The sequence below is a fragment of the Bifidobacterium sp. genome (assembly GCF_050874245.1).
GTDB lineage: Bacteria > Actinomycetota > Actinomycetes > Actinomycetales > Bifidobacteriaceae > Bifidobacterium.
This window is the reverse complement of record NZ_JBNMKH010000001.1, coordinates 43,458-56,913: the sequence shown is the minus strand read 5'-3', so window position 1 is coordinate 56,913 and position 13,456 is coordinate 43,458. Positions and strand designations below refer to the sequence as shown.

Annotated in this window: 12 protein-coding genes; all 12 read left to right on the top strand. The window is 59.3% G+C overall.

Going from position 1 to position 13,456, the window contains the following annotated elements; genetic code table 11:
• The first annotated feature begins 65 nt into the window (after positions 1-65).
• Positions 66-2,114 (top strand): AMP-dependent synthetase/ligase, encoded by a 2,049-nt coding sequence (locus tag ACR0P8_RS00270; RefSeq protein ID WP_432622557.1) that lies wholly within the window; start codon positions 66-68, stop codon positions 2,112-2,114.
• A 2-nt stretch (positions 2,115-2,116) separates the two neighbouring features.
• Positions 2,117-2,602 carry a peptide deformylase gene (locus ACR0P8_RS00265; RefSeq protein WP_026645923.1) on the top strand — a complete coding sequence of 162 codons (486 nt, stop codon included), beginning with the start codon at positions 2,117-2,119 and terminating at the stop codon, positions 2,600-2,602.
• Positions 2,603-2,855: 253 nt separating this feature from the next.
• Positions 2,856-3,674 carry a 30S ribosomal protein S2 gene (rpsB, locus tag ACR0P8_RS00260; RefSeq protein ID WP_432622555.1) on the top strand — a complete coding sequence of 273 codons (819 nt, stop codon included), beginning with the start codon at positions 2,856-2,858 and terminating at the stop codon, positions 3,672-3,674.
• Between the two features lie 75 nt (positions 3,675-3,749).
• On the top strand, positions 3,750-4,625 hold the full coding sequence (gene tsf, locus ACR0P8_RS00255; protein ID WP_432622553.1) for a translation elongation factor Ts: 876 nt from the start codon (positions 3,750-3,752) through the stop codon (positions 4,623-4,625).
• Between the two features lie 179 nt (positions 4,626-4,804).
• Positions 4,805-5,554, top strand: coding sequence for a UMP kinase (gene pyrH / locus ACR0P8_RS00250; RefSeq protein ID WP_432622551.1), 750 nt, complete (start codon positions 4,805-4,807; stop codon positions 5,552-5,554).
• A gap of 51 nt (positions 5,555-5,605) precedes the next feature.
• A complete protein-coding gene (gene frr, locus ACR0P8_RS00245) occupies positions 5,606-6,160 on the top strand; it encodes a ribosome recycling factor (protein WP_003809323.1) in 555 nt (184 codons plus the stop codon).
• Positions 6,161-6,212: 52 nt separating this feature from the next.
• Complete coding sequence (locus tag ACR0P8_RS00240; protein WP_432622548.1) at positions 6,213-7,199, top strand: phosphatidate cytidylyltransferase; 987 nt, start codon at positions 6,213-6,215, stop codon at positions 7,197-7,199.
• A gap of 7 nt (positions 7,200-7,206) precedes the next feature.
• On the top strand, positions 7,207-8,391 hold the full coding sequence (gene rlmN / locus ACR0P8_RS00235; RefSeq protein WP_432622546.1) for a 23S rRNA (adenine(2503)-C(2))-methyltransferase RlmN: 1,185 nt from the start codon (positions 7,207-7,209) through the stop codon (positions 8,389-8,391).
• A gap of 105 nt (positions 8,392-8,496) precedes the next feature.
• Positions 8,497-9,267 (top strand): imidazole glycerol phosphate synthase subunit HisF, encoded by a 771-nt coding sequence (hisF, locus tag ACR0P8_RS00230; RefSeq protein ID WP_432622544.1) that lies wholly within the window; start codon positions 8,497-8,499, stop codon positions 9,265-9,267.
• An 86-nt stretch (positions 9,268-9,353) separates the two neighbouring features.
• Positions 9,354-9,764: a phosphoribosyl-AMP cyclohydrolase gene (gene hisI / locus ACR0P8_RS00225; RefSeq protein ID WP_432622542.1), complete on the top strand. Its 411-nt coding sequence runs from the start codon at positions 9,354-9,356 to the stop codon at positions 9,762-9,764.
• Complete coding sequence (gene trpE / locus ACR0P8_RS00220; RefSeq protein ID WP_432622540.1) at positions 9,761-11,317, top strand: anthranilate synthase component I; 1,557 nt, start codon at positions 9,761-9,763, stop codon at positions 11,315-11,317. The genes hisI and trpE overlap by 4 nt, the downstream gene beginning before the upstream one ends.
• 41 nt (positions 11,318-11,358) lie before the next feature.
• Entirely contained in the window at positions 11,359-13,452 is a 2,094-nt protein-coding gene (locus ACR0P8_RS00215; RefSeq protein WP_432622538.1) for a bifunctional indole-3-glycerol phosphate synthase/tryptophan synthase subunit beta, read from the top strand.
• Positions 13,453-13,456 lie beyond the last annotated feature (4 nt).

Sequence of the window (13,456 nt, the reverse complement as noted above, 5' to 3'; positions counted from 1 at the left end):
CTATTTACAGCTGATTTCAAGGGTTTCCAGTGCGCCTTGGAAGAACGGCAACTACTATAGAAATCATGTTGAGAGAATTTGTACCGGAACCGGCTTACAGCACCACGGATGAGGACACGGTCTACGCATTGCTGGCACGTCGTGCGGGGAAGACCCCGGATGACCTTATTGCGCAATGGCAGGATGACGATACCAGGCAATGGCATGATGTGACGGCGGCCCAGATGCTCGCCCGCGTGCGCGCTGTGGCGAAAGGACTTATCGGTCTTGGCGTCAAGCCGGGAAACATGGTGGTCATCTATTCCCCGACCTGTTATGAATGGGGTGTAGTGGATTTTGCCTGCGCCGCGATCGGTGCGGTGAGCGTCCCGATATATGAGACGGATTCGGCCAAGCAGGCAGCCTCCATTGTCGAGGAGGTTGAGCCGATCATCGCCTTCGCCGGGGATTCCTCGCACACGCAGACCCTTGAACAGATTCGCGACGAATATGAGGGATTGCGTTATGTGTTCAACTTCAAAGCCGATGGACTCGATGCAGTCGTGGATTTCGGGGAGGGCATCGACGACGACGCGCTCGATCGGGCCATTTCCCGGGTCAAGGCGGACGACATGCTCACCATCGTCTACACGTCGGGCTCCACAGGACGCCCGAAAGGCGCGATGCTGTCCCATCGTAATTTCACCCATATAGTGCTCAACGGCTATATCATCCTCGACGACATGCTTTACCAACCGAATCGGTTGATGCTATTTCTGCCGTTGGCGCACTGCTTCGCCCGTTACATCCAGTACGTGGCCATCGGCGGTCAAGGCGTGGTCGGCTATCTTCCCGGCGCCAAGCACCTGCTCGCCGATCTGCGCAGCTTCAAACCGACATATCTGCTTGGCGTGCCCCGTGTGTTCGAGAAGGTGTACAACGCCGCATCGCAGAAGGCCGGTGCCGGCATCCGTGGCAGAATCTTCGCCAAGGCGTTCGAGCATTTCGTCCAGTGGTCCAAGGATGAGCAGAATGGGGCCGGACATTCCCTGATCGCCCGCACCGAGCATTCGTTCTTCATGTCCACTGTCGGCAAGTCCATCCGTTCCGCGCTTGGACCGAATCTGAAATATCTGGCATGTGGAGGGGCTCCGTTGAATGTTGACCTTGCCCACTTCTTCAATGGCATGGACGGTATCACGTTCATCCAAGGATATGGTATGACGGAGACGGCGGCTCCGATGATCGTCAATTGGCAGAACGCGAACCGTGTCGGTTCCGTCGGCAAACCCGGACCTGGTATGGGCGTGCGTACCGACGATGATGGAGAGCTGCAGGTCATGGGCCCCAACGTCTTCCTCGGCTATTACAAGAACCCCGAGAAGACCGCCGAGGTCAAAATGCCCGACGGTTGGCTCAGAACAGGGGATTTGGGCGCCATCGACGACGACGGATTCGTATATATAACCGGCCGTAAGAAGGACATCATCATCACGGCCGGGGGCAAGAACGTCAGCCCGGCGCCGATGGAGGATATCATCGACACCTGCCCGATAGTGTCCCATGCGGTGGTCATCGGAGATGGAAAGCCATTCATCAGCGCGCTGATCGAGCTGGACCCTGATATGGTCCGTTCGTGGCTTTCCCAGCAGGGACTGGACCGCGATATGTCCATGGAACAGATTGCAGAGAACGACGCGGTCCGTGCATTCGTGCAGCAATATGTCGAAAAAGCGAACGCGAACGTCTCCCGTGCGGAATCCGTGCGCAAATTCGAAATCCTCAGTGAGGAATTCAACCAGCAGGACGGTACTCTGACCGCGAGCCTGAAGGTCGTTCGTCCCAAGGTGCTGCAGCGTTACGAGGACATCATCGAGAACGTCATCTACGCTCCGAAACAATCCGGCAGGCCATTGCCGAAGACGGTCCAGATTCTCGATCGCACCACGGAAACGGTCAAGCAGGCATCGGAAAGCGTGCGACAGGCTTCCGAATCGGTCAGTCCGAAGGTTCGGCAGGCATTTGATACCATGCAGGAGAGAATCAAGAAACAGTCCGATGAATCGGATGACAAGGCGAAATCATCCGCCGAACCTTCCGAAACCGAGGATTCGGATAATAGCGAGGAGCGTTAATTTTGGCAATCCGTGAGATTCGAGTCGTACCTGATCCGGTGCTGCGCACCCCATGCGACCCCATTAGGGAGATCACGCCCGCCGTGCGTCATCTGGTGCAGGACCTGTTGGACACCGTCGACGATCCGGGACGTGCTGGTCTGTCCGCCAACCAAATCGGTGTGAGTCTGCGCGCGTTCTCCTACAACATCGACGGCAAAATCGGCTATGTGCTCAATCCCGTGCTGGAGGAGACCAGCGGAGAGCAGTATGGCGATGAAGGCTGTTTGTCCGTTCCGGGATTGTGGTACAAGACACGCCGTGCGGATTACGCACGGGTGCGTGGCATCGATTTGGATGGCAACACCGTCGTTCTGGAAGGCCATGGCATCATGGGACGCATGCTGCAGCATGAAACCGATCATCTGGACGGCCATGTCTATCTCGATCGTCTGGAAAAAGAGGAGCGACGCGAGGCGATGCGTTACATGCGTAATCATCGCAAGTAACTAGGAAACCGATGGTGTCACGGGGTCACGTCCATGAAAGACGTGGCCCCGTGATATTTTTATTTTTGTGTGCCATTCCGGCGGGAGACGTTGTCGCGAGCGTCCCCAGCCACCCAATATTGTCAACCGGCGCACAACCAATTCGCGTCATGCTCGTGACGGCCTGTGTCGGTCGGCTGATGTCCTCAGGACGTCGGCTGCACGCAGGAACGCATGGCCAGGCAAGAACCGACAAGAAAGAGGTAGCGATACCATGGCTCAGATCACTATGAGCGACATGCTGAAGGCAGGTCTGCACTTCGGCCACCAGACCCGTCGTTGGAACCCGAAGATGAAGCAGTTCATCCTCACCCAGCGCAACGGCATCCACATCATCAACCTGTTCAAGTCGCTCGACATGATCGACAAGGCCTATGACTTCATCAAGGCCACTGTTGCCCACAACGGCACCGTGCTGTTCGTCGGCACCAAGAAGCAGGCCCAGGAAGCCGTCTCCACCCAGGCCACCCGCGTGAACATGCCGTACGTTTCCGAGCGCTGGCTCGGCGGCATGCTGACCAACTTCCAGACCGTGTCCAAGCGCGTCTCCCGTCTCAAGGAACTTGAGGAGATGGACTTCACCGACGTGCATGGTTCCGGCCTGACCAAGAAGGAGCTGCTGCTCCTCGAGCGTGAGAAGGACAAGCTGGCCAAGCAGCTGGGCGGTATCCGCAACATGAACCGTACCCCGTCCGCCATGTTCGTGGTCGATGTGAACAAGGAGGCCCTGGCCGTCGAGGAAGCCCACAAGCTGGGCATCCCGGTCGTCGCCATCGTCGACACCAACGCCGATCCGGAATCCGTTGAGTATCCGATCGCCGCTAATGATGACGCCATCCGTGGCATCGAGTTGCTGACCAGCCTCATGGCCGACGCAGTGGCGGAAGGCCTGCTGGAGCGTTCCGGCAAGGCCGCCAAGGCTGAAGGCGAATCCGAGCAGCCGATGGCCGCTTGGGAGAAGGAGCTCCTCACCGAGGGCGCTCCGGCCGCCGAAGCTCCGGCTGCGGCTGAAGGCGAAGCCAAGGCCGAGTGAAACCATGCTCTATGATGGGAGGCGTTGTACCTCCCGTCATAGAGGCATCACCAAATTTTCAGAGGAGACAAATCAATGGCAGCAATCACTGCAGCTCTGATCAAGCAGGTGCGCGAGGAAACCGGCGCCGGCATGATGGACGTCAAGAAGGCACTGACCGAAGCCGAAGGCGACGTGGCCCGCGCCAAGGAGATCATCCGTGCCAAGGGCATTCAGGCCGCTGGCAAGCGCGAAGGCCGCAAGGCCCAGGAAGGCACCATCGCTTCCACCGTCGTTGAGTCCGCCAACGGCCAGACCGGCTACGCGGTCGAGCTGAACTCCGAAACCGACTTCGTGGCCAAGACCCCGAAGTTCGTGGAATTCGCCGACAGCGTGCTCGATGACGCCGTCAAGGCCGGGGCATCCTCCGTGGATGACGTTCTGGCAGCGGCCTCCGGCGACTCCACCGTGAAGGAAGCCGTCGAGGAAGCCGCGGCTCTGTTCGGCGAACACGTCAAGGTCGGCCAGTTCGCCAAGGTCGAAGGCCCGCATGTCGAGGTCTACGCCCACAAGAAGTCCGCTGAGATGCCGCCGAGCATCGTGGCTATGATCGCCACTGATGAGGCCGGCGCCGCCGTGGCCCATGAGGCAGCTCTCCAGATTTCCGCGATGGGTGCCCAGTGGCTGACCCGCGAGGATGTCCCGGCCGATGTGCTGGAGTCCGAGCGTCGCGTGGCCACCGAGAAGACCACCGAGGAGCTTAAGAGCAAGGGCAAGCCGGAAGCCGTGATCGAGAAGATCGCCCCGAAGATCGTGGAAGGCCGTCTTGGAGCTTTCTACAAGGAGACCGTGCTGCTCGAGCAGGCCTACGTCAAGGATCCGTCCAAGACCGTCGGCGACCTGTTCAAGGAAGTCGGTGGCTCCGCGTTGGCCTTCGCTCGCGTGGAGGTCGGCAAGGGCGACGCCGAGTGAATCTGATATGAGACGGGCCCGCATTCCCCATGCGGGCCGGCATATCCTCAACGGCCGCAATCCAATCGGGTTGTGGCCGTTTTTCTTTTCCCTCCGGGCCATCGTGTTTTCGGTGTCTGCGTTTGCCGATAGTCTTAAGAGCGGTAATTTCATGGGTTTTCGGGTAAGAAAGGCATTTCATGACTGGCGAAAACACTGGTGACAATCCCCGCAGGGTGTTGCTCAAGCTTTCCGGCGAAGCGTTTGGAGGCGGAAAAGTCGGTATCGACACCGCCGTCATCCGCCGTATCGCGGGGGAGATCGTCCCCGCTGTCAAACAGGGCGTACAGGTCGCCATCGTCGTGGGCGGCGGCAACTTCTTCCGTGGCGCCGAATTGCAGCAGGCCGGCATTGACCGTTCCCGCGGCGATTACATGGGCATGCTCGGCACTGTGATGAACTGCCTCGCGTTGCAGGATTTCCTTGAGCAGGAGGGGCAAGCGACCCGCGTGCAGACCGCCATCACCATGGGTCAAGTGGCCGAGCCTTACATTCCGCTCAAGGCCATTCGCCATTTGGAAAAGGGCCGTGTCGTGATTTTCGGCGCCGGTGCCGGCATGCCGTACTTCTCCACCGACACGGTATCCATCCAGCGTTCCCTGGAGATCCACTGCGACGAGGTGCTGATGGGCAAGAACGGCGTGGACGGCGTATACACCGCTGATCCGCGCAAGGACGAAAGCGCCAAGCGTTTCGCCACGTTGAGCTACAACCGCGCGCTGGTGGACAATCTTGCCGTCATGGATGCCTCGGCGCTCTCCATGGCGAGGGACAATCGCCAGCGCATCCGCGTCTTCGGTCTGGAAGGCGCCGGAAACGTGACCCGCGCGCTGCTTGGTGACGAAATCGGCACCATGGTTTCCACCGCTGAATCCAAGCTTGCCGAGTGACGACATTCAACGTCGAATATCGATTGAAAAAACAAAATAAGGAGCAAAACAATGGCAACTATCGTTGATCAGGCCAAGGCCCAGATGGCAAAGTCCGTGGAATCCACCAAGGAGAACTTCTCAGGCATCCGCACCGGCCGTGCGAATCCGGCGTTGCTTAACGGCATCACCGTCGATTATTACGGTGCTCCGACTCCGTTGAAGGCCGTCGCCACCATCGGCGTCCCGGAACCGCGCACGCTGGCAGTCACCCCGTTCGACGCATCCCAGGCCAATGCCGTGGAGAAGGCGTTGCGAGACTCCGATCTTGGCGCCAGCCCGCGTCGTGACGGCAACGTCATCCGTCTGACCATGCCGGAGCTGACCGAGGAGCGCCGCAAGGAATACGTCAAGATCGCCAAGGGCAAGGCGGAGGACGGAAAGGTCGCGGTGCGCAACATCCGTCGCAAGGCCAAGGAATCGCTTGACAAGGCGATCAAGGACGGCGACATGGGCGAGGACGAGGGCGATCGTCTGCTCAAGGAGCTGGACAAGGTCACCAAGCAGACCACCGACGAACTTGACGCTCTGCTGGAAACCAAGCAGAAGGAGATCATGGAGGTTTGAGTCTCCATACCTCCATATCAACAATCGACGCACGGTAACCACAGGGGAGAACATGACGGGGCATCAGGAGCAACACGAAAAGGAAGCCGAGGCCATCGACGCCATCAACAAGAAGACAGGGCGAAACATGCCACAGGCCATTGGCACGGCTGTCGTCCTCATCGCCATCATTCTGGCGTGTCTGCTGATCAGCGTCGACCTGTTCGTCTATCTGGTCGTGTTGTTCATGATGCTCGCCCTGTGGGAGCTGCGCGTCGATTTCGCCACTGTGGGATTGCATATTCCCGTGGTGACGCTGTGGGTGTGTTCGGCCGCGACACTGCTGGCCACGTATTACAGCACCCATCATATTGTGGCGATGACGGTCTGCGTATTGGTATCGCTGCTGCTGGTCGCCATCGCGGCCAGCGCCAAGGTGACATTCGGCAGCCGTCTCTCCCTTGCGGTGGCGGACAAGCTGTCGCATACCGATGCCGGTGCTCGTCTTGAATCGTCATTCAACCACGAGCAGGGGGAGATCAGCCACAGCCGCCTGAGCCATGTGGCCGTCTCCATGTTCACGGTGCTGTACATCCCATTGCTGGCCTCCTGCCTGATCATGCCGTTGACCTTCAACGACCATCCTGTGGCGCATGCCATCATGCTGGTGTTCATGCCGGCTTTGAGCGATACCGGTGGACTGTTCGCCGGAGCCTGGCTCGGCAAGCACAAGCTCAGCCCGCGTATCTCCCCGAAGAAGTCCTGGGAGGGCCTCGCCGGTTCCATCCTGTTCGCCATGGCCGGTTTCTTCGTCTCGATGTTCTGCACGTATGAGCCTTCCGTATGCGCGTCCCGCTGGTGGGTGCCCGTCATCGCGGGCGTCATGATCGGCGTGGCGGGAACGTTCGGCGATCTGTGCGCATCCATGCTGAAGCGTGACATCGGCATCAAGGACATGGGGCACCTGCTCAAAGGCCATGGTGGCGTGATGGACCGCGTCGATTCCATCCTGCTGTGCGCGCCCTTCGTGTGCGTGCTGCTGTGGGCCACCGGAATGTGAGAAAGAGATGGCTGCAAACGTGAATAATTCCACGAACGAACAACCGGAAACCGGTATCACGCCCGGAGGAACATCGGGCGCATTCAGGGATGTGCTATCGAAGGATCACGCCCGGCGTGGCAAGCCGCCGCTGCATTTCGCCGACATGTCCGACGATGAGCGAATCGCCAAGGCCAAGGAAATCGGGTTGCCGAAATTCAGGGTCAAGCAATTGGCCAACCATTATTATGGCCATTTCGACATCGACGCGGAGGAGTTCTCCGACTTCCCCGCGGCCAGACGTGCCGACGCGGCCGAAACCTTCTTCCCGGAACTCATCCACGAAGTGACCCGTCAGGTGGCCGACGAGGGTGCGACCATCAAAACATTGTGGCGGCTGTTCGACGGATCATTGATTGAATCCGTGCTGATGCGTTATCCGACAAGAACCACGCTGTGCATATCCAGCCAAGTCGGCTGCGGCATGGGCTGCCCGTTCTGCGCCACCGGCCAGTTGGGACTGACCAGGAACATGTCCGCGGGTGAGATCGTGGAACAGGTACGGGTGGCCGCCAAAGCCATGCGCGACGGCGACGTGGCCGGTGGTCCGGGCCGCTTGAGCAATATCGTGTTCATGGGCATGGGCGAGCCGATGGGCAACTATAGGTCGGTATTGAGCGCCGTCCGGCAGATCAGCGCCATGCCTCCTGAAGGTTTCGGCATTTCCGCCCGCAATGTCACTGTCTCCACGGTTGGCGTGGTGCCGGGCATCAGGAAGCTTGCCGCGGAGGGCATTCCTGTGAGGCTCGCGGTATCGCTGCATGCTCCGAGCGACGAGCTGCGCGATGAATTGGTGCCGATGAACAAGCGCTTCAACACCACGCAGGTGCTGGACGCCGCGCACGATTACTATCTGGCCACCAAACGACGGGTCAGCATCGAATACGCTTTGATGCGCGGAATCAACGACCAGGCCGAGCATGCCAGACTGCTGGCCAAGCGCCTGAACCATTACGGGGATGACTGGGCGCATGTCAATCCGATTCCGCTCAATCCCATCGAGGGATCGAAATGGACCGCGTCCAAACCCGAGGACGAACGCAGATTCCTGCAGATCCTTCGCAACGCGGGCATCACTGCCACATTGCGGGACACCCGCGGGCAGGACATAGATGGGGCCTGCGGACAGCTGGCCGCCAAGGAACGCGACTGATTCCAATGTTTCTGTCCGATACTCGGACTCCATGCGCGTCGACGTGACATTTTGCGGTTACTCTTGCAATCGTTGCAAACTTTATGCGCGAAGGAGTAGAGCACCATGTCACTGGCGGTCCGAGTCATTCCATGTCTTGATGTAGATGCGGGACGAGTGGTCAAAGGCGTGCATTTCGAGAATCTTCGCGACGCTGGCGATCCTGTGGAACTTGCTGCGGAATACTACCGGCAGGGCGCTGACGAGCTGACGTTTCTTGATGTGACGGCCTCGAGCTCCCATAGGCATACCATGGTGGATGTGGTGAGCCGGACCGCTGAGCAGATTTTCATCCCGCTGACCGTCGGTGGCGGCGTGCGCACTCCCGAGGACGTCGATTCGCTACTTCGCTGCGGTGCGGACAAAGTCGGTGTCAACACCGCGGCTATCAACGATCCCACGCTGATTAGCCGAGTTTCCGAACGGTTTGGCAACCAAGTGCTTGTCCTTTCCGTCGATGCGCGACGTGAGCGTGGAGAGCGCCATACGCAGTCCGGTTTTGAAGTGACCACCATGGGAGGACGCAAATCCACTGGCATTGACGCCATCTGGTGGGTCAAACGCGCCCAGGAGCTCGGCGCAGGAGAGATCCTCCTCAATTCGATGGACGCCGACGGCACCCAGCAGGGATTCGATTTGGAAATGATCAAGGCCGTGCGCAAGGAAGTCAAGATTCCTATCATCGCTTCGGGTGGCGCCGGAAAGGCGGCGGATTTTCCACCGGCGATTGCGGCCGGCGCGGACGCGGTGCTTGCCGCATCGATTTTCCATTATGGAAAGGTCACCATCGGTGAGGTCAAGGAGGCCATCAAGGCCGCTGGCTACACCGTGCGCTGAACGGAATGACGCATCCACGGTCTGATATTGACCGGAACCGCCGCACGTAGAACATTTCCACTGAACGAATCGTAAGAAGCATCATCATGACCAACGAAAAAGCATACGACAACTCCATCACTCTCGATCCCCGCATCGCGCAACGGCTCAAGCGTGACGACAAGGGTCTGGTCGCCGCCGTCATCCAGCAGTTCGACACCAAGGAAGTGCTGATGGTCGGCTATATGAACGACGAAGCCGTCAGACGGACCCTCACCACCGGTCGTGTCACGTTCTGGTCGAGATCTAGGCAGGAGTACTGGCGCAAGGGCGATACGTCGGGTCATGCCCAATATGTGAAGTCCTTCGCACTGGATTGCGATGGGGATGCCATTCTGGTGGAAGTCGACCAAGTGGGAGCGGCGTGTCATACGGGCAAGCGCTCCTGCTTCGAGGAAGGCGGACAGCTGCCCGTGGTCGTAGGCTATCGGACCAAGGAACAGGAGGGCCAACGGTGAGCGAATGCAGCGTGCGTACACTGAAGTGGGGCTCGACCTGGCCAAGCCGTGAGCAGTTCCATGAATTGGCGGACCAAGGGTACCGCGTCATCCCTATCGTGCGGCGGCTGCTCGCCGATTCACTGACGCCCGTGGGCTTCTATGAGCGTCTGGCAGGAGGACGTTCCGGCACATTTATTCTCGAATCCGCTGAATTCGGCGGGGCTTGGAGCCGCTATAGCTTCATCGGTGTGAATTCCATGGCGCAGTTGCGTTCAAACGCAGGCAAGGCCGATTGGCTTGGACGGGTGCCCGTTGGCGTTCCTGCTGAGGGTGATGTCGTCGAAGTGGCCCATGCGGCGTTGAAGACATTGAAGGCCCCACATGTCGATGGACTGCCGAATCTGACCAGCGGTCTTGTCGGCACGGTGGGTTGGGATTCGATTCGTCATTGGGAACCGACGCTACACGCCGAGGCGCCGAACGAGACCGGGCAGCCGGAAACCGTGCTGGCCCTTGCCACGGATATCGCCGTGGTGGACCATGTATCCGGTTCCGTATGGCTGATCGCCAATGCCGTGAATGTCGACGACCGACCGACACGCGCCGATGCCGCCTATGACGAGGCTCTGGAACGTTTGGATGACATGCAGCGCAAGGCCGCCACACCGGTTGAGAACGAGGCAAGGGTCAATGTGCTCGACGAATCGGTCGAACAGCCCCAGTTGCGGTTCCGTACCGAAAAAGAGGACTACGAGCGTGCCGTCGAAACGGCCAAGCGGCACATCGTCGACGGCGATGTGTTCCAAGTGGTCATCTCGCAGCGACTTGACATCGATTCACCTGCGGATCCGTTCGACGTGTACCGTGTGCTGCGCACGCTCAATCCAAGCCCGTACATGTACTTCATGGCGCTCACTGATGCCCAGGGACGCGATTTCAACGTCATCGGCTCCAGTCCGGAAACCCTGATCAAGGTGGACAATGGCCATGCCATGTCCTTCCCGATCGCCGGATCCCGGCCGCGCGGCGCCACTCCCGAAGAGGACGAGAGACTGGCCAAGGAGCTGCTGGCGGATCCGAAGGAACGCAGCGAACATATCATGTTGGTCGATCTGGCGCGCAACGATCTGAGCCGAGTGTGCAAACCGGAAAGCGTCGAAGTCGTTTCCCTGATGGATATCAAGCGATTCAGCCATATCATGCACATCTGCTCGACCGTTACAGGACAGGTCGCCGATGGTATGACTCCGTTCGATGTATTCACATCCGCCTTCCCCGCGGGAACGTTGTCCGGAGCGCCGAAACCGCGCGCCATCGACATCATCGATGAGCTTGAGCCGGCCGATCGCGGCATCTACGGCGGTACCGTCGGCTACTTTGATTTTTCAGGCAACCTCGATATGGCCATCGCCATTCGAACTGCATTCATCCGCGACCATGAAGCGAGCGTGCAGGCCGGAGCCGGAATCGTACTTGATTCCGTGCCGGCCAGTGAGTGGCAAGAGACTCGCAACAAGGCCGAAGCCAGCGTCGAGGCGGTGCAGATCGCCGCGCAGCTTCGCCAGTTGTGAGTCATGCGTGACCATTCGATTGTGTTGTGAAAGGAATATCAATGTCCGTGCTCGATGAATTGGTGGCGGGAGCCGTCGAAGATCAGAAATCGAGGGAGAAGGATGTGCCGCTTGACGAGGTCAAGCGTATGGCGTTCGACGCGCCGTCGCCGATTGACGCGCGTCAATGGCTGAAGAAGTCGGATGGCGTCCCGGTCATCGCCGAAATCAAAAGGGCTTCCCCCTCCAAAGGTCATTTGAGCGATATCCCCGATCCGGCCGCTTTGGCCCGTGAATACGAACGGGGAGGGGCAAGCGCGATTTCCGTGCTTACCGAGGGACGCCGGTTTCTCGGCTCGCTTGACGATTTCGACAAGGTGCGCGCCGCGGTGAGGATTCCCGTGCTGCGCAAGGATTTCATCGTCACCGAATACCAGATTTGGGAGGCGCGTGCGCATGGGGCGGATTTGGTGCTGCTCATCGTCGCCGCGTTGGATGATGACAGGCTCAAGTCCCTGCTCGATCTTGCTCACAGTCTTAACATGACGGTTCTTGTGGAGACCCACACGCGTGAGGAGATTCAGCGTGCCATCAAGGCGGGGGCCAAGGTCATCGGCATCAATGCCCGTAATCTCAAAGATCTCAAGGTGGACGTGAACAAATACAACGAATTGGCGGCCGATTTGCCGAATGATGTGATTCGTGTGGCGGAATCGGGTGTGTTCGGCGCGGTCGAGCTTGAGGACTATGCCCGTGCCGGCGCCGATGCGGTGCTGGTTGGCGAAGGCGTCGCCACCGCAGCCGACCACGAACAGGCGGTGAACCGACTAGTAAAGGCAGGTGCAAGAGTGAAAGCATCCGAACAGACCCCATTGGCAAGCCATGAAGGACCGTATTTCGGGCAATTCGGCGGACGATATGTGCCGGAAGCGTTGATCACGGCGTTGGACGAGCTTGAGCGCGTGTATACGGAAGCCAAGGCCGATCCGGAATTCCATAAGGAATTGGCTCGATTGAACAAGCAGTATGTCGGCCGTCCGTCCCCGTTGACCGAGGCTCCCCGTTTCGCCGAGCGTCTCAAAGAGAAGACCGGGCTTGACGCTCGTGTGTTCCTCAAGCGTGAGGACCTGAACCACACCGGTGCCCACAAGATCAACAACGCGCTCGGGCAGGCCCTTCTGGTCAAGCGCATGGGCAAGACCCGCGTGATCGCCGAAACCGGCGCCGGACAGCATGGTGTGGCCACCGCGACGGTCTGCGCCATGCTGGGTCTCAAGTGCCGCATCTACATGGGTCAGATCGATGCTCGTCGCCAGGCGTTGAACGTGGCGCGCATGCGCATGCTGGGAGCTGAAGTCGTGGAGGTCACCTTGGGTGACCGCATTCTCAAGGACGCCATCAATGAGGCGTTGCGTGATTGGGTCACCAACGTCAAGGACACCCATTACCTGCTCGGTACGGTCGCGGGTCCTCATCCGTTCCCATCCATGGTGCGCGACTTCCAGAAGATCATCGGCGAGGAGGCCAAGCAGCAGTTGCAGGATTGGTACGGCATCGACCATCCGGATGCGATTTGCGCATGCGTCGGCGGCGGTTCCAACGCCATCGGCATCATGAACGCCTTCCTTGATGACGAACGTGTGAACCTGTACGGCTACGAGGCTGGCGGGAATGGCCCCGAATCCGGGCGGCATGCCATCAGATTCGCGCCGGGTACCGGCGAACTCGGCATGTTCCAGGGAGCCAAGAGCTATCTGCTGGAGAACTCCGAAGGGCAGACCCTCGACACTTATTCCATCTCCGCCGGATTGGACTACGCTTCCGTAGGCCCCGAACACGCATGGCTCAAGGACATCGGTCGCGTCAACTATTCCTGGGCGACCGATCAGGAGGCCATGAGCGCCTTCAAGGACCTGTGCGAGACCGAGGGCATCATTCCGGCCATCGAAAGCTCCCATGCCGTCGCCGGTGCCTATAAGGCAGCCGCGGACCTCAAGGCCAAGGGCTATGAGCATCCGGTCATGATCATCAACATTTCCGGTCGTGGAGACAAGGATATGAACACCGCCGGCAAGTGGTTCGGATATCTGACCGATGAACAGGCCAAGGCACTGGAAGCCAATGGCGCCCAGGGCAACAACGTGGACGGCGAGTGAGAGA